20 protein-coding genes are annotated in these 21,090 nt (G+C 72.0%); 7 read left to right on the forward strand and 13 right to left on the reverse strand.

The window, feature by feature from the left end; genetic code table 11:
• Nucleotides 1–3: 3 nt before the first annotated feature.
• Nucleotides 4–753, forward strand: a complete 750-nt coding sequence (locus ACZ51D_RS29430) for a methyltransferase domain-containing protein (RefSeq protein WP_465663927.1) — start codon at nucleotides 4–6, stop codon at nucleotides 751–753.
• A gap of 80 nt (nucleotides 754–833) precedes the next feature.
• Here ACZ51D_RS29430 and ACZ51D_RS29435 read toward each other — a convergent pair whose 3' ends face one another.
• Entirely contained in the window at nucleotides 834–1,532 is a 699-nt protein-coding gene (locus ACZ51D_RS29435) for a Tat pathway signal sequence domain protein (RefSeq protein WP_465663928.1), read from the reverse strand.
• Nucleotides 1,533–1,786: 254 nt separating this feature from the next.
• Here ACZ51D_RS29435 and ACZ51D_RS29440 point away from each other — a divergent pair, with 254 nt between their 5' ends.
• Nucleotides 1,787–2,149, forward strand: a complete 363-nt coding sequence (locus ACZ51D_RS29440) for an MmcQ/YjbR family DNA-binding protein (protein ID WP_465663929.1) — start codon at nucleotides 1,787–1,789, stop codon at nucleotides 2,147–2,149.
• 30 nt (nucleotides 2,150–2,179) lie between these two features.
• Here ACZ51D_RS29440 and ACZ51D_RS29445 read toward each other — a convergent pair whose 3' ends face one another.
• The 4 genes from ACZ51D_RS29445 to ACZ51D_RS29460 form a co-directional block, all read right to left on the reverse strand.
• A complete protein-coding gene (locus ACZ51D_RS29445) occupies nucleotides 2,180–2,821 on the reverse strand; it encodes an O-methyltransferase (protein WP_465663930.1) in 642 nt (213 codons plus the stop codon).
• Between the two features lie 40 nt (nucleotides 2,822–2,861).
• Nucleotides 2,862–4,061 (reverse strand): FAD-dependent monooxygenase, encoded by a 1,200-nt coding sequence (locus ACZ51D_RS29450; RefSeq protein WP_465623538.1) that lies wholly within the window; start codon nucleotides 4,059–4,061, stop codon nucleotides 2,862–2,864.
• A 61-nt stretch (nucleotides 4,062–4,122) separates the two neighbouring features.
• Nucleotides 4,123–4,800 (reverse strand): ArsR/SmtB family transcription factor, encoded by a 678-nt coding sequence (locus ACZ51D_RS29455; RefSeq protein WP_465623536.1) that lies wholly within the window; start codon nucleotides 4,798–4,800, stop codon nucleotides 4,123–4,125.
• A 7-nt stretch (nucleotides 4,801–4,807) separates the two neighbouring features.
• The gene (locus tag ACZ51D_RS29460; RefSeq protein WP_465623535.1) at nucleotides 4,808–6,061 is read right to left on the reverse strand and encodes an MFS transporter; all 1,254 of its coding nucleotides are present in this window, start codon (nucleotides 6,059–6,061) and stop codon (nucleotides 4,808–4,810) included.
• Between the two features lie 246 nt (nucleotides 6,062–6,307).
• On the opposite strand from ACZ51D_RS29460, the gene ACZ51D_RS29465 reads away from it, so the two are divergent.
• Nucleotides 6,308–6,982 carry a response regulator transcription factor gene (locus tag ACZ51D_RS29465; protein WP_360502084.1) on the forward strand — a complete coding sequence of 225 codons (675 nt, stop codon included), beginning with the start codon at nucleotides 6,308–6,310 and terminating at the stop codon, nucleotides 6,980–6,982.
• A gap of 57 nt (nucleotides 6,983–7,039) precedes the next feature.
• On the opposite strand, the gene ACZ51D_RS29470 is transcribed toward ACZ51D_RS29465, so the two are convergent.
• From ACZ51D_RS29470 to asnB, 6 genes are all read right to left on the reverse strand, one after another.
• On the reverse strand, nucleotides 7,040–7,774 hold the full coding sequence (locus ACZ51D_RS29470) for a class I SAM-dependent methyltransferase (protein WP_360502081.1): 735 nt from the start codon (nucleotides 7,772–7,774) through the stop codon (nucleotides 7,040–7,042).
• Nucleotides 7,775–7,873: 99 nt separating this feature from the next.
• The gene (locus ACZ51D_RS29475; RefSeq protein WP_465663931.1) at nucleotides 7,874–9,031 is read right to left on the reverse strand and encodes an FAD-dependent monooxygenase; all 1,158 of its coding nucleotides are present in this window, start codon (nucleotides 9,029–9,031) and stop codon (nucleotides 7,874–7,876) included.
• Nucleotides 9,024–10,415, reverse strand: a complete 1,392-nt coding sequence (locus tag ACZ51D_RS29480) for a dihydroorotase (protein WP_465663932.1) — start codon at nucleotides 10,413–10,415, stop codon at nucleotides 9,024–9,026. The genes ACZ51D_RS29475 and ACZ51D_RS29480 overlap by 8 nt, the downstream gene beginning before the upstream one ends.
• Nucleotides 10,403–11,533: an acyl-CoA dehydrogenase family protein gene (locus ACZ51D_RS29485; RefSeq protein WP_465663933.1), complete on the reverse strand. Its 1,131-nt coding sequence runs from the start codon at nucleotides 11,531–11,533 to the stop codon at nucleotides 10,403–10,405. The genes ACZ51D_RS29480 and ACZ51D_RS29485 overlap by 13 nt, the downstream gene beginning before the upstream one ends.
• Nucleotides 11,512–12,558: a PrpF domain-containing protein gene (locus tag ACZ51D_RS29490; protein WP_360502072.1), complete on the reverse strand. Its 1,047-nt coding sequence runs from the start codon at nucleotides 12,556–12,558 to the stop codon at nucleotides 11,512–11,514. Before ACZ51D_RS29490 ends, ACZ51D_RS29485 begins: the two co-directional genes overlap by 22 nt.
• Nucleotides 12,555–14,363 carry an asparagine synthase (glutamine-hydrolyzing) gene (gene asnB, locus ACZ51D_RS29495; protein ID WP_465663935.1) on the reverse strand — a complete coding sequence of 603 codons (1,809 nt, stop codon included), beginning with the start codon at nucleotides 14,361–14,363 and terminating at the stop codon, nucleotides 12,555–12,557. Before asnB ends, ACZ51D_RS29490 begins: the two co-directional genes overlap by 4 nt.
• Nucleotides 14,364–14,798: 435 nt before the next feature.
• On the opposite strand from asnB, the gene ACZ51D_RS29500 reads away from it, so the two are divergent.
• From ACZ51D_RS29500 to ACZ51D_RS29510, 3 genes are all read left to right on the forward strand, one after another.
• Nucleotides 14,799–15,821 (forward strand): ParB/RepB/Spo0J family partition protein, encoded by a 1,023-nt coding sequence (locus tag ACZ51D_RS29500; protein ID WP_465663937.1) that lies wholly within the window; start codon nucleotides 14,799–14,801, stop codon nucleotides 15,819–15,821.
• A 237-nt stretch (nucleotides 15,822–16,058) separates the two neighbouring features.
• Nucleotides 16,059–16,244, forward strand: coding sequence for a tautomerase family protein (locus ACZ51D_RS29505; RefSeq protein WP_360502064.1), 186 nt, complete (start codon nucleotides 16,059–16,061; stop codon nucleotides 16,242–16,244).
• A 331-nt stretch (nucleotides 16,245–16,575) separates the two neighbouring features.
• Nucleotides 16,576–17,433 (forward strand): class I SAM-dependent methyltransferase, encoded by an 858-nt coding sequence (locus ACZ51D_RS29510; RefSeq protein ID WP_465623523.1) that lies wholly within the window; start codon nucleotides 16,576–16,578, stop codon nucleotides 17,431–17,433.
• 34 nt (nucleotides 17,434–17,467) lie between these two features.
• Here the strand turns inward: ACZ51D_RS29510 and ACZ51D_RS29515 are convergent, their stop codons facing one another.
• The gene (locus tag ACZ51D_RS29515; RefSeq protein ID WP_465623522.1) at nucleotides 17,468–18,325 is read right to left on the reverse strand and encodes a class I SAM-dependent methyltransferase; all 858 of its coding nucleotides are present in this window, start codon (nucleotides 18,323–18,325) and stop codon (nucleotides 17,468–17,470) included.
• 328 nt (nucleotides 18,326–18,653) lie between these two features.
• Between ACZ51D_RS29515 and ACZ51D_RS29520 the strand changes: the two genes are divergently transcribed.
• Entirely contained in the window at nucleotides 18,654–19,859 is a 1,206-nt protein-coding gene (locus ACZ51D_RS29520) for a cytochrome P450 (RefSeq protein WP_465663939.1), read from the forward strand.
• Nucleotides 19,860–19,985: 126 nt separating this feature from the next.
• On the opposite strand, the gene ACZ51D_RS29525 is transcribed toward ACZ51D_RS29520, so the two are convergent.
• On the reverse strand, nucleotides 19,986–21,017 hold the full coding sequence (locus ACZ51D_RS29525; protein ID WP_465623519.1) for a class I SAM-dependent methyltransferase: 1,032 nt from the start codon (nucleotides 21,015–21,017) through the stop codon (nucleotides 19,986–19,988).
• Between the last annotated feature and the right edge of the window lie 73 nt (nucleotides 21,018–21,090).

The raw sequence follows: 21,090 nt of genomic DNA on the forward strand, positions 1-21,090 counted from the left end.
ACCGTGCTGGTCAGCGCACGCTCCTTCGAGGAGTACCGGGCGATGTTCGCGCTCACCGAACGCGACCTGGAGCAACGGATCCTGGACTGTCCGGGCGGGGCGGCGAGCTTCGTCGCCGAGGCCGGGCGGCGGGGCATCGACGCCGTCGCCGTGGACCGCCAGTACGCCCACCACCGCGAGGAGTTGGGCCTGCTGGTGGAGCGGGAGACCGCCTTCAAGCGCGACCTGCTGGAGAAGGAGACGGCGGGCTACGCCCGGACCTGGTACGCCGACGCGGACGACATGGTCCGACAGTGGACCGCGAACGCCCGGGACTTCCGGGCCGACATCGCGGCCCGCCCGGATCGCTACGTGGCCGGCTCGCTGCCCGAACTCCCCTTCGCCGACGACTTCTTCGACCTGGTGCTCAGCTCGCACCTGATCTTCTCGTACGGCAACCGGCTCGACGAGGACTTCCACCGGGCGGCGCTGCTGGAACTCGCGCGGGTGGCCCGCCGGGAGGTCCGGCTGTTCCCACTGATGGTGTACGACACGGGAGTTCGCTACCCGGGGCTGGAACCGTTGCGCCGGGAGCTGGCGGGGCTCGGGGTCCCGAGCCGGGTCGAGCGGGTGGCGTACGAGTTCCAGCCGGGGGACAACGAGATGCTGGTGCTCGCCTGCGCGGACCACCGGCCCCCGGTGCGGGCCGAGCGGTGGGCCGCCGCCGGGGACCGGGTCCGGTGGCGGCACCAGGAGGCGCTGCCGGGGGCTTGATCAAGCGCGGCCCTGGCCGAGAGGGGCCCTGGCCGGGAGGGCCCTGGTCAAGCGGAGCTCCGGCCGAGCGGGGTGGTCGGTCAGTTGACGTCGACCGCCGGCCCGCCCGGCTGGGAGGTGTCGGCGACCGGGCCGTACGCCGCGGAGAAGTACCCGTCGGCGGGGCAGAGCCCGGAGCCGCCGCTCTTGGCGAAGTGCTCGTTGTGGAAGGCCAGGCTGTGCGCGGTGTTGTCGGCGTTGCCGGCGAACGTGCCGCTGAGCTGGTAGGTGCAGGTGATGGTGCCGAACCAGCTGTTGAGCACCGCGGTGGCCTGGATCGCCCCGGCCGACCCGCCACCGAGAGTGACCGGGAGCCCCGGGCCGTCGGAGACGGTCAGGCCGTACGGGAGGTTGCCGACGGTCAGGCTGCGCACCGAGGTGACGCCGGTGACGTTGCTGGTGCACGAGCCGAAGGTGAGCCCGGTCAGTGACTCGGTGGCCGAGCCCGGGGCCGCCGGGTTGGTCAGCACCTTCGCGGCGAGCTGCGAGACGGCGCAGGTCACACCGGTGGTGCTGGTCGCGGTCGAGTAGAAGGTGGCGGCGCCCCCGGCGAGCGGCGCGGCGAGCGTGTCGCCCGGTGCGACGGCGGTGCCGCCCGCGCCGCCGACGGTGAGGACGGGGACGGCGGCGACGGGCTCGGGCGCCGCGGACGCGGGCACCGCGACCACGGCGAGCGCGGCGGTGGCGGCGAGGGCCGCGACGGCGGCGGCGGGGACGGCAAGGTGACGGCTGAAGCGCATGGGAAAGCCTCTTCCTCGGTGAGGGGCGAGAAGACGACCTTTCGCGGCTCCCGGGCCGGGGGGGACCGGGGAGCTCACTACGTTCTAGGACCGTGACCGAGTGCCGTCAAGGCGATGGACGGAACTTGCTGACTATTCGTCAACAACGGGCGGAGGTTTGGACCGTGCCGCCGCCTGCGAGAATCCCGGTAGGGCTGAGCACGACAAAGCGGGCGTCGTCTCGAGGGCCGCGGCGGAGAGGGGACGGACACGGCATGACCGAGGACGAGGTGGAGGAGCGGCTGCGCGCGCTGTGTCTGGGCCTGCCCGAGGTGGTCGAGGTGGCCAACCACCACGGTGAGCCGTCGTGGCGGATCCGGCGGCGGACGCTGGCCCAGCTCTCGGAGCACCACCCGCGCGGTCGGCGGAGCTTCTGGGTACCGGCCCCGGTCGGCGGCAAGGAGGCGATGGTCGCCGCCGAACCCGACCGGTTCTTCTCGCCGCCCTACGGTGGACGCGACTGGGTCGGGGTCTACCTCGACGTGCCGGTCGACTGGACGGAGGTGCGCGAGCTCGTCGTCGACGCGTACCGGCTCATCGCGCCCAGAAATCTGGTGGCCGGGCTGGGGGAGGCGTGACGTCCGCCACCGGTGGCCGCTCGGCGGGCCTCAGACGCGCCGGATGAGCGTGACCCCGTCCCGTACGGTGAGCATCACGACCTCGCTCCGCGGATCGGCGGCGACGGCGTCGTTGAACTGCCGGAGCGCCAGGACGTCCGGGTCGGTGGTGTCCGCGTCGATGATCTCCCCGCGCCACATCGTGTTGTCGCACGCGATCAGCCCCCGGGGGGAGAGCTTGGGCAGCGTCGCGGAGTAGTAGGCGTGGTAGCTCGGCTTGTCCGCGTCGATGAAGACCAGGTCCAGCGGCTCCTCGATCTCGGAGATCGTGTCGAGCGCGGGACCGACCCGCACGCTGATGACGTCGGCGTAGCCGGCTTCGGCGATGTGCTTGCGGGCGACCTCGGCCCGCTCCGGGTCGATCTCACAACTGATCACCCGGGCGCCCTCGGGCAGGGCGACGGCCATGGCCAGCGCCGAGTAACCGGTGAAGGTGCCGATGTCGAGGACCACATTCGGCTGCAGCGTGTGGATGACCATGCGCAGGAGCCCGCCGACGACCTGGCCGCTGATCAGGTGGCCCATGCCCAGGTCGTTCCCGTTGACGCCGGCCAACTGGGCCGGGTCCGGGGTCGAGTGGGCCTCCGCGTAGTCGTCGATGCCGGGCAGGGTGATGGGCGGCAGGGTGAACATCTCTTCCTCCTGGGTGGGTGGTGGACGTCGTTCCTACGGGTCAGGTCGGGTCGTACGCGCTCTGCCAGCCGTGCGTGTTCGCGTGCAGCCAGGACTCGAAGTCCGCCGGAGTGAGGGCGGACCAGTCCGGGGACTCCTCGACGCGCATCCTTCCGAGGTGCCGGCCGAGTCGGGTGAGGGCGTTGCCGGCGCCGCGCCGCGCGGTGTCGAAGGCGGCCAGCGCCTCCGGCCACGTCTCGTGTTCCCGGCAGGCGAGTTCGAGGGCGCAGGCGTCCTGGATCGCCTTCACCGCGCCGGCACCGGTGTGCGGGCGGGCGATCGCCCCGGCGTCGCCGGCCAGCAGCAGGGCGCCCTTGGCGTAGCGGGAGACCGTGGTGTCGTACATCGGGTTGATGGACAGTTCGTGCCGCTCGGTGCGCCGCACCACGTCGGCCCACACGGGCGGCAGTTCGCGGGTGATGAGCTCGTCCAGGTAGCCGGCGGCGGTCTCGGTGACCTGCCCCCGGGGGACCGGGGCGGCCTCGGCCGGGTAGAGGTCGTGCGGCACGCTGCCGTACAGCGCCCAGTTCTGCCGGAAGCCGCCGGAACCGGCGTCGGGAATACGGTAGAACACGGCGTGGCCGCCGCGGAAGCCGACCGCGACGAAGTCGTCGAGCAGCGGGGACTGCGGGCCGGCCGCCCCCCGGTCGGCGGGGTGGTCGCCGCGCCAGAGGCCGTACCCGCCGTACTGCACGGCGGCCTCGGGTGCGACCGCCGGCCGCACCGTGGAACGGTGGCCGTCGGCGCCGACGACGGCGGCGAACGTCCCGGCGGGGCGGCCGTCGACCAGGAGCCGGACGCCGTCGTCCCCCTGCCGGACGTCGGTGACCGTCGCGCCCTCGTGGTAGTCGCGGTCCGGCACCCGGGCGCGCAGCCCCTGCCAGACCAGCGCCCAGCTCGCCATGATCGCCGGGTACGGCTGACGGCCGACCACGCGGCCCTCGGCCGACCGCTCCGCGCGGGTGAGCCAGATCAGCTCGGGACGCCGCAGCACCCGCATGTCGGAACCGAGGTATCCCGCGTCGAGCAACTCGCCGTAGAGCGACGCCGGGAGGGTGATCCCGGCGCCGCGGTCGCGCAGACCGCCCCGGCTGCGCTCGAACACGGTGACCTTGCAGCCTGCCCGCGCCAGGGCGACGGCCGTGGCGCAGCCGGCGATGCTGCCGCCCACGACGGCGACCCGACTTCCTCGTATGCGCATGGTTGCCCTCTCCTCAGTGGGGCCGGGCCGGGCCGGCTCGGTCTCCCGGGCCGGCCCGGTCTCACGGGCCGGTGTCGGTGTTCACGGGGTGTCCGGTGCGGTGCCAGCGGGTGAAGCCGCCCACGAGGTGACGTGCGTGCCGGTTCTGCGCCCGGAGAAGCCGGACGCTTTCGGCCGAGGTCACGCAGAAGGGCCCGTGGCAGTAGGCGATGATCTCGGCGTCGGCCGGGAGTTCGTCGAGCCTGCTCAGCAGTTGGTCGTGGGGGAGGGAGACGGCGCCGGGCACGTGCCCCATCGCGTAGTCGTCGGTCGGGCGGACGTCGATGACCAGCGCCCCGCCGCCGACCCGGCTGGTCAGCTCGTCGACGGTCACCGGTTCCAGCTCGCTCAGGTCGCCGAGCTGGTCGTTGATGACGCTGCGCAGGTCGGCCAGGCGCCGCTCGGCGAACTCCTGGAACACGCCGAGGAATCGGGCCACGTCGTCGTCGGCCAGGCGGTACCGCACGCTGGTGCCGTCCTTCCGGCTGTCGACCAGGTGGGCCGAACGGAGCTGCTGCAACTGGGCCGAGGTGTTCTTGAACGGGATCCCGGAGTCCTGGGAGAGCTGCTCGACGGTGAGTTCACGCCCGTCGAGCAGGTCGAGCAGGCGGAGCCGGAGCGGGTTGGCGAGCACCTTTCCGACCCGGGACAGCTCCGCGTAGATCGGGAGGCTCAGTTTCGGCGTGTTCAGTTCGGACATGACGGACCTATCGTGTGGTGCCGGGCCGGGGCACGGCCGGTTCGAGGACGTGACGGTTGCGCCCGGCGCCCAGGCCCGCCATCATCTCGCCGGCCGTGACGACCAGCATCAGGACGAGCGCTGCCGGGAGGCCTCCGGAGGCGGTGACCAGCATCCCGCCGGCCAGCGGCCCCAGGATGGCGATGAGGTAGCCGACGCCCTGGACCATACCCGAGAGGCCGACGGCCGTATCGGCGTCCTTGGCGCGCATCCCGATGAGGGTCAGCGCCAGGGCGAACCCGGAGCCCTGGGCCAGGCCGAGCAGCAGCGCGGCGATCCAGGCACCGAAGGAGATCGGCGCCAGCATGAGCGCGATCAACCCGCCCGCGTTGAGCACGCCGACGACGACGGCGACGATCCGCTGGTCGGGAAGCCGCCGGATCAGCAGCGGAACCCCGAGCGAGCCGGCCACCTGGATCAGGGAGGTGACCGCCTGCACGAGGCCGCCCTCGTCGAGCGTCATGCCCCGCTGGTGGCAGATCGTCGGCAGCCAGCCCAGGACGAAGTAGAAGGACAGGCCCATGAATCCGAAGAAGGCGGTGACCTGCCAGGCCAGTGCGTCCCGCCACAGCGCGGCGGGGATCCGGGCCCGCCCGACGCCCAGGGTGCGCTGCCGCAGGACGGGCAGCCAGATCACGCAGGCGACCACGGCGACCGGGACGGTGATCCAGGCGAGAGAGGCCAGCCAGTCCGTGCCCTGACTGCCGCTCAGCCGGGGGGCGAGCGCCGAGGCGCCGGCCGCGCCCACCGTGAGGGCGATCGTGTAGAGCGCCATCATCGGTGCGATCCGGCTGCTGAACTTCCGTTTGATCATGCCGGGAATGGCGCCGTTGATCGCCCCGATCGCGGCGACGACCAGCAGCGTGCCGAGGAAGAGTGCGCTCTCGCTCCGCACCGTGCGGACGAGGTCGCCGACGAGCAGCACGATCACGGAGGTCGCCACCAGGCGTTCCTCGCCCATCCGCCGGACCAGCGCGGGGCCGGTGAAGGCGAACAGGGCGAGACAGACCGTGGGCAGCACGGTCAGCAGGGTCTGGCTCGGTCCGGACAGGCCCAGCCCGGACTTGATGGGGGTCAGGAGCGCCGACACCGCCGCGATCGGGGCCCGCAGATTGAGGGAGACCACGACCAGCGCGGCCAGTAACCACCAGGTCGGCCGACGCGACGCGGATTCCTCCGACGCCGGCGGGGCGATGGTCGACGGTTGAGTTCGGGATGCCACGGCGACCCACTCCCAAGTTCCAAAGGACTTTAGAATAAGAGAATGATACCCCTCGGGTGATGTTCGAGCGCGTGGTTTCGTAGTTCCGCACTGGTGCGCTCCTGAATGCTCCCCGGACTGCTGATTGCTCCCCGGGCTGCGCCGCCTGTTTCCTGTTCGATTGCCTTGCACCTATGGGCAGTGCTGTGCGCCCTGATTTGGTACCGTGATCATTGGTATGCGAGCTGCTACCAGGGGAGGAGCGGCATGTCCGACCAAGTGGCCCTGAAGTCTGCCTGCGCAGAATCCGTCGCCGTGTTGATCGCCGCCGACCGTTTGGTATACAGATCGAGTCTGCGAAGTCTGCTCGACGGTGTCGAGGCACTGGAAGTGGTCGGGGACGTCGACACCGGGCCCGATGCCGTGAAGGCGATCCACCGCTTATGCCCTGACGTGGTGTTACTGCACGCGGCCCCGTCGAGCGCCGCCACCGTCGACCTGATCACCTCCATTACGGAACGCTTTCCCGACACGGCCGTGCTGGTCGTGAGCATCGCCCACGACCGAGAGGTCTTTCTCGCCGCCATGCGTGCCGGTGTCCGCGGCTACCTCTCCCGGGGCGCACCCTCCCAGGACCTCGTGCTGGCCATCAGGATCGTCCGGTCCGGAGGCCTGGTCTTCGACTCCAGTACGTCGGGGTGGGTGACCGACCACCTGGCCCAGCCGGCGGGGGTGGCCAAGCCCTTCCCGGAGCTGACGGACCGGGAGCTGGAAGTGCTGGAACTCGTCGCGGACGGTCTGGGCACGGCGGTGATCGCCCATCAACTCGGCCTCTCCGTCAAGACGGTGCGCAACTACCTGTCCCGGATATTCGCCAAGTTGCACCTGGTCGACCGCACCGAAGCCGCGGTCCGGGCCAGACAGGCCGGTCTCGGCCACTGACCCGGACGGCGAGTGGTGGGGTGCCCGCCGGTCACGCCCACCACCGCGCCCGGCCCGTCAGGACCTCGCGCGCGGCGCCTTCCGTGCCACGATCACCCGGTTGTAGAGCTCCTCGGGCGGGGTGGCGATGATCTCGGCCCGGTCGAAGCCCGCGTCGAGCAGGCGGTCGCGCCAGAACTCCGGCGTGGTGAGGATCTCCCCGTCCTCCCGTAGGAACCGTGGCAGCAGGTCGAGTTGGAGCAGCATGCGTTCGAAGCCGGCCTCCCGCAGGTAGTACTTGGCCTTGTCGGTCAGCAGCTCCAGGACGTCGGTGGCCCGCGCCTTGCTGCCGGCCGGCCCCATCACCCGGCAGAACTGGTCGGCGTTGATGAACACCCCGCCCGGGCGCAGCACGCGCAGCACTTCCGCCGCGGCCTTCGGGTAGGTGTCGAGTTCGAGGTGATGCAGCGCGAAGCTGCTGATGGCCACGTCGAAGCTCTCGTCGGGGATGTCCGACAGGTCCTCGGCCACCCCGGCCTGGAACGAGGTCAGCGGATCGGCGGCGAACTTGGCCGTCGCCTCCTTGACCATGGTCGGGGCGGGGTCGACCCCGAGGATCCTGGCCTGGGGCAGTGCCGTGCGGCACAGCGAGGTGAGCCGGCCGGTGCCCGAGCCGATGTCGAGGATGTCGGCGGTGTCCGCCGGCAGGCGGTCCACGGCCGCGGACAGCAGGGCCACGTTGGAGGCGTCGGTGTTCAGTACCTTGTCATAGTCGATCTTGACGTTGTTCCAGTGAGTCGTGCCCGATTCCATGACGGTCCACCCTTCGTTCGTCCGGTGCTTGTCCGTATCGATCCGTGCTGTTTCGTACTGATCCATTCCGATCCGTACGGATCCGGTCCGGTCGCTGTGTCACTCGGCGGCGAGGCCGAACTCCGCGCGCCAGCCGAACAGATCGGTCAGGTCCTTGTCGTGCGTGCTGAACTCGCCCCGCTCGCCGCGGACGACGTGATCGCGTTGCCGTGACTGGTTGACGACGACGGCGGTCCGCGGTGCGCGTTGCCCGGCGTAACGGCGCAGCGCCTCGGGGATGTCGGCGGTGCGGGACAGCAGTCCGCCCAGGACGGCCGCGTCCTCCAGGGCCATGCCCGCCCCCTGCCCGGCGCCCGGTGACATCGGGTGCGCGGCGTCGCCGAGGAGACTGACCCGGCCCCGGCTCCAGTCGGCGACGGGTTCCCGGTCGTTGATGTCGGTGACCACGGCCGGCGCGTCGGGATCGGTGCGGCGCACCACGTCCACCAGCGCCGGGTGCCAACCGGCCATCAGCGCCAGGAGATCGGCCATCGCCTCCGGCGGGGCCTTGGCGGTCCAGACACCGGCCGGTGCGGCCACCTTGGCCGCCCAGTACAGCTGTCCGGGACCGACCGGGGCGGCGAAGAGGCCCATGCCGTCCGCGGTCACGATGAACCCGTTCGGGAACTCGGGCGGTGCGGGGGAGCGGCCCCGCAGGGTCGTGTATCCGCAGTAGCGGGGAGGTTCCGCGCCGAGGAGGTGCCGCCGCACCACGGAATGCAGGCCGTCGGCGCCGATCAGGGCCGCCGCCGCCGTCGTCGGGTTCCCGTCGGACAGAGCGATCTCGACCTCGTCACCGTGGTCGGTGCAGCCGGTCACGCTGATGCCGTGCCGCATCCGCACTCCGGCGTCGCCGGCGTACCGGAGCAGCAGGGACTGCAACGACGTGCGCAGGAGCGACACTTGCGGCGCGCCGAACCTGCGGCTCAGCTCGCCCACCCGGTCGGTGGCGACGACCGCGCCGTCGGTGCCGACGATCGGGCGGACCTCGTCCGCCTCCGGGACGTGCCCGGCGGCTCGCACCGCCGAGGCGAGCGAGGTGTCGATCTCCGCCAGTGCGTGCAGCGCGTTCGGATACAGCACGAGACCGGCCCCCGCGTCCCGCAGGGTCGCGGTCCGCTCGATGACCGTCACGGGAATCCCCGTGCGGCGCAGGGCGATGCCGAGAGCGAGGCCGCCGATGCCGCCGCCCGCGACGGCCACGGTCCGTTCAGTCATGGCCGGTGCCCTCCCGCTCGTGGTCGAGCGGCGACAGCCAGCGGCCCCCGGGGGCGCCGAACGTGCCCTGCTCCCGGTCGTAGGCGATCCGCCCGGACTTGACCGTCACCTGCACCCGGCCGGTGAAGGTCCAGCCCTCGTAGGCGGACCAGCCGCACTTGGCCTCGACGTCCGACGCCGACAGCATCCAGCGGTGGTCCGGGTCGAAGACCACCAGGTCGGCGTCGGCCCCGGCGACCAGCCGTCCCTTGCCGGTCAGCCCGAACAGGTCCGCCGGCGTCTCCCCCAGGTGGCGCACCAGCCGGCGGACCGCGGTGTCCTGGTCCTCGTCCGGCCAGCGCCGGCGCATCCCGGTCCACACCGCGGTGGCCAGCTCCTGCACGCCGGGCAGCCCCGGTGGCGCGTCGGCGACCGGACGCTCCTTCTCGTCCTTGGTGTGCGGCGCGTGGTCGCTGCCCAACGTGGCGACCTCGCCCGCCCGCAGGGCCGCCCACAGCCGGTCCTGGTCCCGGCGGCCGCGGATCGCCGGGGCCAGCCGGGTCCGCGCGCCGCCGCGCACGGTGTCGGCATCGGTGAACGACAGGTGGTGGGCGGTGAGTTCGAAGGTGACCGGCAGTCCGTCGGCGGCGGCCGCCGCGACCAGGTCGGCCTCCTCCGTACTCGACAGGTGCAGGATGTGCGCCTTGGTGCCGTGCCGGCGGACCAGTTCCAGCACCTGGACGACCGCCGAGATGGGACTGCTGCGCGGCCGCCACCGCTCGTAGTCCCGGTAGGAGTCGGGGGGACCGCCCCGCCAGGCGTCCAGCAGGTCGTGCAGCCGCTGGTTCTCGGCGTGCAGGACGAGCCGCACCCCGGAGGCGGCCGCGGCGGCGAACACCTTGTCGAGGACCTCGGGATCGCTGAGGACGGTGGGCGCGGTGTGGTGCCCGGCCATGAACACCTTGGCGCTGCGGGCGATCGCCGGATCGAGGTCGACCAGGACCTCGGGGTGCAGCGGGTCCGCGCCGATGTGGAAGGCATAGTCGACCAGCGAACGGCCGGCGATCTGCCGGGCCTTGGCGACCACGGCGTCCGGGTGGAGGGCCGGGGGCACCGTGTTCGGCATGTCCATCACGGTGGTCACGCCACCGGCGACGGCGGCGCGACTGCCGTGCTCCCAGTCCTCCTTGTGCTCCAGACCGGGGGTGCGGAAGTGGACGTGCGAGTCGATCAGCCCGGGGAGCACGTACCGGCCCGCCGCGTCCAGGACGGGGACGTGGTCGGGCGCGGAGTCGGCGAGCCCGACGATCCGTCCGTCCGCGACGAGCACCACGCCCGGGCGGACACCGGCCGGGGTCACCAGCCGCCCGTTGACCACCGCGAGCTGCACGTTCACCCGAGCCATGTGGCGCTCACCAGCTCTCGGCACAGGTCGTTGGTGGGGCCCATGTGCGCGACCGCGCGGGCGTCGGCCATCAGCCCGTTGATGCGGTTGGCGACCACGTACCCCCCGGAGCCCAGCAGGCGCGCCACCTCCACGCCCACCTGCTCGGCCGTCTCCGTGGCGAACAGCTTGCTGTGCAGGGTGGCCAGGCCCGGATCGGCCGCGTCCCGGCGGCCGGCCCGGTCGATGACGGCGCGCGTCGCCTCGATCCGGGTGGCCAGGTCGACGAGCCGGAAGCGGGTGACCGCGTCGGGTGGCTGCCGACGGCGGTGGACCTGCTCGACCGCGAGGTCCAGCAGCGCCGACGCGATGCCGAGGGAGACCGCGCCCAGCGTCGCACCCGTCCGGCGGACCGAGGCGATGATGCGGGTGGCCTCACCGACCGGGCCGAGCCGGTCCCGGTCGTCGACGACGCAGCCGTGCAGGGACACGAACCCGGTCGCCGAGCCGCGCATGCCGACCAGGTCGAGGCTCAGGTCGGGGCGCAGGCCCTCGTCCTCGGCGGGGACGAGGAAGAACGTCTGACCGGTGGAGCCGTAGCCGTCGCTCGACTCCTCCACGCCGTCGGAGGTCCGCGCGAGGATGAGGTAGAGCCCGGCCACGCCCGCACTGGTGGTGAAGGACTTGGCGCCGTCGATCCGCCAGCGGCCGTCCGGCAGCCGTTCCGCGGTGCTGTTCAGGCGCTTCTTTGCCGCGCCCACGCCGGGTTCGCTCCACCCGGACGCGGCGAGCAGATCGCCCTTGGCCAGTGCGGGCAGCAACCGGGCGTGCTGTGCCGGGTCGCCCCATTCGGCGATGCGCGCGCTGACCGCGTAGTGCTGGAACAACATGATCGCGGCGGACGGATTGGCCCGGGCCACCTGGGCGACGACGTGGTTGACGAGCCTGGCGTCCCCGTCGAACCCGCCGTACGCGGCGGGAACGGCGACGCCGAACAGGCCGGCCTGCCCGAGCTCGGCCAGCAGCGTCTCGTCGGGCCGGCCGGTGGACGCGCTGCGCGCCGCCGCCGCGTCGAGGCGCTCGACGAGAGCGGCCGGCAGCCCGCCTCCGGGATCGATCACCTGGAGAGCGACAGACATGCGGTGATCTCCTTCGGCTGGAGGCGGGCGAGGGGTTCGATCGGGAACGACCCGAGGGTGGTGGTGCGCTTGCCGCGGACCGTGATCCAGGTGAGCTCCGGCTCGTAGGCGCCGTTGCGCACCGTGGCGCTGACGCTCGACCGCCCACCGGAGGTGACGATGTCGACCGTGCCGTCGGGCACGCCCGCCTGCTGCGCCGCGATCCAGGGCGTGGTGCCCTTGATCCGGACGGCCGCGGCGACGCAGGCGGCCCCGGTCAGCGCGATCGTCGGGTGCCAGGTGGGCACCGAGATCGCGCGGACGGCGATCCGGCCGCTCTCCGCGGCCATCACCGCGGCCACCTTGGGGAAGGCCCCGTCGACGGGCCAGCCGAGCACGGCCGCGGCCGCCCGTCGGATCCGTACCAGCCGGTCGAACAGCCGTTGGTCGTCGGCGAACAGGTCCTCCGGGCGGGACAGTCCCAGGGTGGAGGCCGCCACGAAGGCGTAGGGATTGCCCATGGACACCAGCGAGAGCGGCACCGGCTTGCCGTCCACCTCGACCGTCGTGGTGGCCGCGCCGGCCAGCAGCAGCTGGCTCAGCGGTTTCGGTGCCGGCTGGACGAAATGGATGTCGAACAGTGCGGAATCCCGGCGGGCCTCGGCGATCTCGCACACGATGTGGTCGCCGTTGTTGCGGACCATGACGCGCACCCGCATCCCCGGGGAGAGCCGGGGCAGCGACCCCGACTCGGCACTGGCGACGACGGACCCCAGGATGGAGTGCCCGCACGAGCCGCGCAGGTCGAAGGCGGTCGGCCCGGACGGAAGCGCCTGCACGAACCGGTAGTCCAGGTCGAACAGCGGGTGCTCGGCGGGCTCGACCAGCGCGATCTTCAGGATGTGCCCGGCGCCGACGTCATCGAGCCACTTGCGGGCCACGGCGAGCCGGTCGAGCAACGACCCCTCGCTGCGCGGCAGACGGCGGGCGTCGAGGACGAGGGTGGGGCACGGACTCCCGTGCGCGTAGACGACGTGCCCGATCATGACGCCACGTCCTTGGGCTCCCGGAACGGTGGGACCGACGGCGCGACGCTGAACTGCTCGCGCCAGATCTCGTAGACCAGCAGGGCCCAGAGGGCGAGGGCGGTGGCGTTGCCCGGCCGGGCGGCCTGGTCCGCGAAGAGCCGGTCCACCGCGCCGGGGTCGAGTTCGCCGGCCCGCCGCAACCGGTCGGTGGCCAGCAGATCCCTGGCGTAGTCCCAGAGCGGCCAGCCGGGCGTCAGCATGGCGGCGATCGGCAGGGTGAACGGCTGCTTCTCGCGGGCCAGTACGGCCTGGGGGAGGAGGCCGCGCGCGGCGGCGTACAGGGCGCGCTTGACCTCCCCGCCGTGGATGCGGTCCCGGTCGGGCAGCCGCACCGCGTGCCGGACGACGCTCTGCTGGCAGAACGGCAGTCGGACCTCGACGGAGCTGGCCATGCTGAGGTGGTCGACCCGCCGCAGGTGGTAGGCCGGGAGCCGGTAGCCGATCTCGAACGCGGTGATCCGGTCGAGCACGGTGCCCGGCCCGGACCGCAGCGCGTCGGTCGCCGACTCGGGCAGCGCCCGCGCGGAACCGACCGCCGCGGCGTAGTCCGCGGTGTAGAGCCGCTTGCGCCGTGCGGCCGGCAGGACGGCCAACTCGTCGAGGTACGGCTGGTACCAGGGCCTGCCCGCCTCGGCGGCCTCCGCCGCCGCGCGCATGCGCCCGTACCCGCCGAACACCTCGTCCGCGCCGTCGCCGGTCAGGGCCACGGTGAAACCGGCCTCCCGCACCGCGGCGAACAGGGCGTAGCTGCTCACGGTGATCGGATCCGCGTTGGGTTGGCCCAGGTGCCACACGACCCGCGGCAGCAGGTCGGGCAACTCCTTGGGATCCAGCTCGACCTGGTGGTAGCTGGTCCCGGCGTGGTCGGAGACCTGGCGCGCGAAGTGCCGCTCGTCGTCGGGCCATGTGCCGGTGTAGGCGATGTTGAAGGTGTGCAGCCCCGGCGCCCGGCCGGTGGCGAGCGTGGTCACCAGGCTGGAGTCCAGGCCCCCGGAGGTGATCGACGCGAGCGGCACGTCCGCGTCCAGCAGCGCCTCGACCTCTCCGTGCAGGAGCGCGCGCAGATCGCCGTTCCGGGCGCCGGCCTGCGGCGCGGGCGACGGCCGGCGCCGGACGCGCAGCCCTCCGGCGCGGTCGAGGACCGCCGTGACGGCCGGCGGCAGCACCGCGACGTCCCGGAACATGGTCTGCTCGCCGAACGGCGTCTTGGTCGCGAGGTAGGACTCCAGTCCGGGCGTCCAGACGCTGGTCGACACGTCCGGGAACGCGAGGAGCGCCGGGATCTCGGAGGAGAAGTACAGTGCGCCGCGGCGCTCGTCCCAGTGGTGGTACAGGGGCTTCATGCCCAGGTGGTCGGTGGCCAGCACCAGCCGCGGTTCGGCGCGCAGGTCCAGGACGGCGATGGCGTACATGCCGTCGAGGTGGTCGACGAACGCGTCCCCGTACTGCTCGTAGAGCGCGGGGAGCACCGATCCGTCGCAGTGGTCGGTGAACCGGTGGCCGAACGCGCCCAGTCTGGCGCGCAGTTCGGCGTGGTTGTAGATCTCGCCGTTGAGGACGACGTGAACGGCCCCGGACCCGGAGCGGTAGGGCTGGCGTCCGCCGGCGGGATCCATGACGGCGAGTCGGTTGCTGCCCAACGACCAGGTGGGGCCGACCGAGCAGCCCTGATCGTCGGGGCCGCCGTGACGTTGCAGTTCGCTGACCCGGGCGAGGTCGTCCGGCGGCACCACGGCGTTGAAATGGCCGTAGATACGGCACATTCCGCTACCTCCTATTTGGTAGGCACAGCGGTCATCGAACCCGGCGGGGCGCCGCGGTGTCGTGAGTCATCTGGCCCGGACGGCATGGGAACTCCGGGCCGGCCACGATTCCCATCCGAGACGGGAAGGGTCGGGATATCTGACTCATGCCGGTAGGACTCTCACCTGGCAGCGTGCGGGAAGGTCGGCGACGAACAGGCAGCTCGTCGCCGACCGACGGGCACCGCCGCCCGTCGGTGCACCCGGCTCTCCCGGGGCGGGCGCACCGGGCGAACCGATCGGAGAGTCGAGGCGCATCGGAGGGCGCATCAGAAGGCACATCAACAGGCACAGCACCGCTCATCGAGACAGGAAGTCCGCAGGACGAGCTGCATCAGCAGCGACGGTCGCTTCGAGCAGGAAGGTGGCATTGTGAACCCTCAGCCCGTTGGTGGCGTGATCGAGAGGACTGACGACGGGAGGTCCGCGCCTCCGGCGGCCCTGACCCGCCTGCCGCTCACCGACATCGTGCAGCCCGATTCACCCCGCCTGTCCGGGCCCAACCACGAGCACGCCCGTCTGCTGGCGAACTCCGACGCCGCGCTGCCGCCCATCCTCGTCAACCGCCGCACGATGCGCGTGGTCGACGGCGCCCACCGCCTCCTGGCGGCGAAACTGCGCGGTCAGGAGGCCATCGACGTCGACTTCTGTGACTGCGACAGCGACGAGGCGTTCGTGCTCGCGGTCGAGAAGAACGTCACGCACGGGCTGCCGCTGTCGCGGGCCGAACGGACGGCGGCCACCGAGCGGATCCTCGGCGCCTACCCGGAGTGGTCCGACCGGGCGATCGCCGCGGTCGTGGGACTCTCGCACAAGACGGTGGGGTCGATCCGCCGGCGTTCCGGCCAGGACGCCGAACCGATCACCCACCGCCGCGGCCGGGACGGCAGGATGCGGCCGGTCAACGGTGCCGCGGCCCGGGCCAGGGTGAGCAGCCTGCTCGCGGACCGGCAGGACGCGTCGCTGCGCGAGATCGCCCGGGAGGCCGGGGTCAGCCCGGACACCGTGCGCAACGTCCGGGACGACTCGCGCCGTGCCGAGGCCCTGACGGCGTCCGAACCGCCGGGCCTGCCGGACCAGGACCAGGACCAGGACCGCGACCAGGACCGCGAGCGGCGCGCGGCGTCCGGGCGGGCCACCGTCTGCGTCCGGATCCAGGCGTCCGGGCCGGCCGACCGGTCCGCGTTGATGCGCAGCCTGCGCAGCGATCCTTCGCTGCGGTTCTCCGAATCGGGGCGTCTTTTGCTGCGCTTGCTTGACATGTATGCGCTAAACGCGGATGCCTGGGCCCGGGTCAGCGGGGACGTACCCGCCCACCGGGCGGCCGACATCGTGCAACTGGCCCAGGAGTGCGGCCGGATGTGGCAGAACTTCGCGGCCGCCGTGGAGCAGCGACAGCGGGACGCGGAGAAGGAGTAGCGGAGAAGGAGGAGGGACCGACCCCGCATGTGCATCTTGGCGGTACGGACCGCCCGCGGTCCACCGCCGCGACGAAGGACTTTCCCGGGTGCGACGGTCGGCAACGGTGCGGACCGCCGCGTGAGCAGCCGAATCGCGGACGGATCCGAGAGACCCGAGAGACCCGATGGATCCGATGGATCCGATAGGCCGGACAGGTTGGACAGACTGGACAGGTCGGACGGAGAGGAACCGGACATGCCCCTGGTACAGGTGAACTGGTGGAAGGGTGTGGGAGTGGCCGAGCGCCGCCAGCTCGTCGAGGAGGTGACGGCGACGGTCGCGCGGATCGTGAAGTGCCCCGAGGCCGCCGTCACCGTGATCATCAACGATGTCGAGACGGACCACTGGGGTCGCGGCGGGACGCTGGCCTCCGAGCTCTGAGCGAACGGCCGGGCCGCCCCCGGCCCGGCCGTTCCACCGCCCGGTCGCCTGGCGATCTCGACGGCGGGCGCGCTACCTTCGCGTCATCGGACGGCGAGGCCGTCAGCAGCCTGACGTGCGTGGTGCTGCGCGTCGATCCACCCGCGAATTCCAGCAGGGAGAGCGCTGTCCGCACGCCCGGGACCGCGCCGCGCAGCCCCCTCGCCGATCCGCACCCCGCAGGTTGCGATCGGGAGGACACCGGACATGACCATCCCGCACACCGGAACCCCATTCCCCGGAACATCAGCCCCCGGAACGCCGCACGGCCGGGCCGCCGCAAGGGGGCACCATGCCTGAGCAGACCGGCGCCGAGCCCAGCAGCACCGCGGTGCGCACCGCCCTGTGGCGTGCGCTCCACGTGCAACACGACGACCCGCCGGCGGTGTTCGACGACGAACTCGGTCTCCGTCTCGCCGATCCGGGCAGCGACTGGCGTCGGCGCCCCGACATGGACCCGGACGACAACCCGTTCGCCCGGGCCGCCGTCATCACCCGCGCCCGGTTCGCCGAGGACCTGGTCCTCGAACAACTCGGCCGCGGCGTGGGCCAGTACGTCATCCTCGGAGCCGGCCTGGACACCTTCGCCCAGCGCCGCACCGAACTCCTCCCGTCGTTGCGGGTCTTCGAAGTCGACTCGCCGGGACCGCAGTCATGGAAGCGGCGGCGGCTGTCGGAACTCGGCCTCGACACCCCCGCCGGACCGCACTTCGTGCCGTACGACCTCGAGTCGGGCGGATCCTGGTGGGAGGCCGCGGTGACGGCGGGCTTCGACGCCGGGCAGCCCGCCGTCGTCGTCTCGCTCGGTGTCACCACCTTCCTCGGCCGGGAGGCCGTCGTGGCCATGTTGCGCCAGGGCACCGCGCTGGCCCCCGGCTCGACACTGGCCACCACCTTCCAACTCCCGCTCGCCATGGTCGAACCGGGCCCCCGGGAGCTCCGCGCCCGGGTGGAGGAGGCCGCGCGCGCCTTCGGCACGCCGTTCACCAGCTTCTTCGAGCCCGAGGAGATGCTGGCGCTGGCCCGCGACGCGGGTTTCCGTACGGCCGAGCACATCCCCGCCACCGCCCTGACCGCCCGCTACTTCGCCGACCGCGCGGACGGTCTGCGGCCCTCCAACGCGGAGGAACTCCTGGTCGTCACCACGTGACGGCCGACCGGCGCCCCCGTGCGCCGGGCAGCCGTCAGGTGTGCGCCAGCATGAAGGGCTCGCCGGCCGCCGGACGGAAGTCGTCGGTCCGGCCGGCGAAGTAGCGCGCGGTGATCTCCTCGGTGGAGACGTACTGGGCCTCGCGGAATCCGGCCTTCCGGGCGAGGCCCAGTATCGCGTCGGGGGTGAAGTGGCTGCGGAACTGCACCCGGGGCCCGGGCTTCGGTTTGCCCGCGGCCGCGTGCGCGGCGGGATCCTCCGGTTCGTCGAAGGCGGTGGGCAGGATGAAGGTCATCGCCAGCGTCGAGCCGGCGGCGGCCCGCGCGGCCTGGTCCAGGGTGTCCCGCACCGCCTCCTCGCTGAGGTACATGGTGACGCCCGCGCACGCCAGCACCGCGGGCCGGTCCGGGTCGAAGCCGTTCTCGACCAGCCGGTCCCACCACACCTCGCCGGTCTCGAAGTCGACCGGCACCCAGTGCTGCCACGTCGAGGAGCCGTGGCCGAGTTCGGCCAGCCGCCGCCGCTTCCACTCCTGGGTCGCGGGCTGGTCGATCTCGAACACCCGCAGCCGGTCGGCGAATTCGGGCCGGCGCTGGACGAAGGTGTCCAGTCCCGCACCGAGGATCACGTACTGGGTCACACCGGCGGCGCACTGCTCGGCCACCAGGTCCTCGACGAACCGGGCCCGGGCCACCACACCGGCCCGGAACCCGCGCATCCCGTCCCCGGCCATGTCCGGACGCCGGTGCCAGTCCTCGCCGGGGGACACCAGGCGCAGTCCGATCTCGTCCTCGACCACGTGCGGAGGCGCGTCGGTCCGCACGTGCAGGGCCCGCCAGAGGGCCACCCGCACTGCTGTCTCGTCCGGTACCTTCGATTTCTCAGTAGGCACGGTCAACCTCTCGGGTCAGTGGCGAAGGGTGCGTGCACGGGGGACCGCGTCCCCGGTTCCGAGTTTCGAGAGCCCGGATTTACGCGTCAAGCAAGGCCCGGAAACACCGCCGCCGGACGGCGGCGGGCGCATTCGCCGACAGTCGAGTGGGGAGATTCCCCACTCGGACGGCCCGGCGTCGTCCCGGTCCGCTCCGCCTTGCCAGCCGTCAACCTCACTACCTATAAACGGAACTGGTCGAATGCCCTCGTCCGACGGCATTTTCGGCCCGCCGACTTCCGACAGGACGGGATGGAATCCCATGGTCGACCGGAAAACACCACCACCCATGACGAGTGCGGCCACGAACGGGCAGCCGTACGCCTTCGATCCCTTCGCACCGGGAGTTTCTGACGACCCGTATCCGCACTTCGCGAAACTGCGCGCGACCAATCCGGTGTACCGGCACCCGGCGGGTTTCTGGATCGTCACCAGGCACGCGGACGTGGTCAACCTGTTGCGGGCCGACCACTCGGTGGAGGACGACAACGTCGCCAAGAGCCGGATCCACTCCCTGTCCATGATGGACCAGGACCCGCCGGACCACACCCGGCTCCGCAAGCTGCTCACCAAGGTGTTCACCGAGCGGGCCATCAACGCGCTCGCCCCGCTGATCACCGGCCTCGTCGACGAGGCACTGGACCGCGTCGAACAGCGGGCGGCCGAGCACGGCCAGGCCGACCTGGTCTCCGAACTCGCCTACCCGCTGCCGCTGTTGGTGATCTGCGACATGCTGGGCATGGAAGCCGACTACCACTGGCTGCGGGAGCGGGCCGAGATCCTGGCGCACTCACTGGAGCCGGTCGCCGAGCCGACCCCGGAGCTCATCAAGGCGATCGAGACGGCAGAGACCGAACTCGTCGACCGCGTCGCCACCGTGATCGAGGCCAAGCGCCGCAACCTCGTCCGGGAGGATCCGGACCTGCTGACCCAGCTGATCCGGGCCGAGGACGACGGCGACGTGCTCAGCGACGAGGAGCTCATCGCCCAGGTCGTGCTGCTGTACCTGGCCGGCTACGCGACCACCATGAACCTGCTGGCCAACGGCCTGGTGGCGCTGCTCCGCCACCCCGGACAGCTCCGCCTGCTGCGCGAACGCCCCGACCTGGACGCGAACGCGGCCGACGAACTGCTGCGGTACGACACCTCCGTGCAGTACTCGCGCCGGATCACCCGCTCGCCCCACGAGGCGAGCGGCACGGTGATCCCCGCGGGGGCGACGGTGCTGGCCGGCCTGGCCTCGGCCAACCGCGACGAGGAGGTCTTCGGTCCGTCCGCGGCCGAGCTGCGGCTGGACCGGCCGAACGCCCGCAAGCACGTCTCCTTCGGCGGTGGGCCGCACCACTGCCTGGGGGCCGCACTGGCGCGGCTGGAGGCCCGGATCGCCGTGGGCCGCCTGGTGCGCCGGTTCGACCGGCTGGCGTTGGCCGAGGAGATCGTCTGGCAGCCGCTGATGATCACCCGGGGCCCGGTCTCCGTGCAGGTCACGGTGTGAGGCGGGCCCTGCCCACAGCCTGACGCCCACAGCCTGAGCCCGAACCCTGACGCCCACAGCCTGACGCCTGCGACATGCCCCTGGCCCGGCCTCCGTTCGCGGAGGCCGGGCCAGGGGCATGTCAGGTCAGCGGGGCTTGTGGCCCGACTGGAGGTTGAGGCCGCCGCTGGCGGGAAGCCGTACCGGCTTGGCGGGCCGGAGGCCGGCGGCGCGCTGCCAGGAGGCCATCTGCGAGGGCGACCAGGTGCCGGACTCGCTGGCCAGGGCGAAGTAGAAGTCCCGCAGCGCGGCCAGCTGCTGCGTCTTGCCCTCGCCGCTGGCGGCGGGGAACTCGGCGATGGTGTAGGTCCCGCCGGGGCGCAGCGCGCGGGCCACCTTGGCGGTGAGCTCGCGGTTCTGCGCGTCGCTGAAGTGGTGCGCGACGCCGATGATCACCACGGCGTCGTAGCACTCCTCGCCGAAGTCGTCGGTCAGCGCGTTGCCGGGCTGGTGGCGCACCCGGGTGCCCATCCGCTCCTCGGCCAGCAGCGGCGCGGCGTGCCGGACGGCGTCGGGCAGGTCGAACACGACGGCGCGCAGCGACGGGTGGCGGCGGCACAGCGCGACCGAGTAGGCCCCGTGCGAGCCGCCGATGTCGAGCAGGTCGGTGGCGCCCGCGGGGACCGGGATGGCCTTGGCCACCATGCCGGTCTGACCGGTCGTCAGGCACTTCATGCCACGCTGGTAGGAGTCCCACACCTCGTCGCTCATGCCGGTGTGGAAGTCCAGCGGCTTTCCGCTGCGCAGGTACTCGTCGGCCCGCGCCATCAGCCCCAGCTCGTAGAACTGCAGCATCAGTTTGTCGTTCACCGCGTGCTTGCTGGTGGTGACCAGCCATTTGCGGGAGAGCGGGCTGAGTTCGTACTGGTCGCCCCGGGCGCGCAGATATCCGGATGCCGCCAGCGCGGGGAGCAGTTTCGCGGCGCCGTCGGGGTGGATACCGCAGCCGGCCGCGATCTTTTCGGCGGTGGCGGGGCCGTGGGCCATTGTGTCGAACAGGCCGACCTTGACGGCGGCCATGATGACGTGGACGTATGTGCCCGCTACCTGGGTGTCGAGGACGGGCCGCGCGATCAAATTGAACTTGACCAGCAGCCATTCAAGTGGATTGCTTGCCATTAAGCCGAATCGCATGGGCCGAGCATAACGCGGGGTGCTTGGTCGGGGAACTCGTCGGGGTGGGGAACTTGCC

The organism is Kitasatospora sp. NPDC033851, assembly GCF_055576085.1.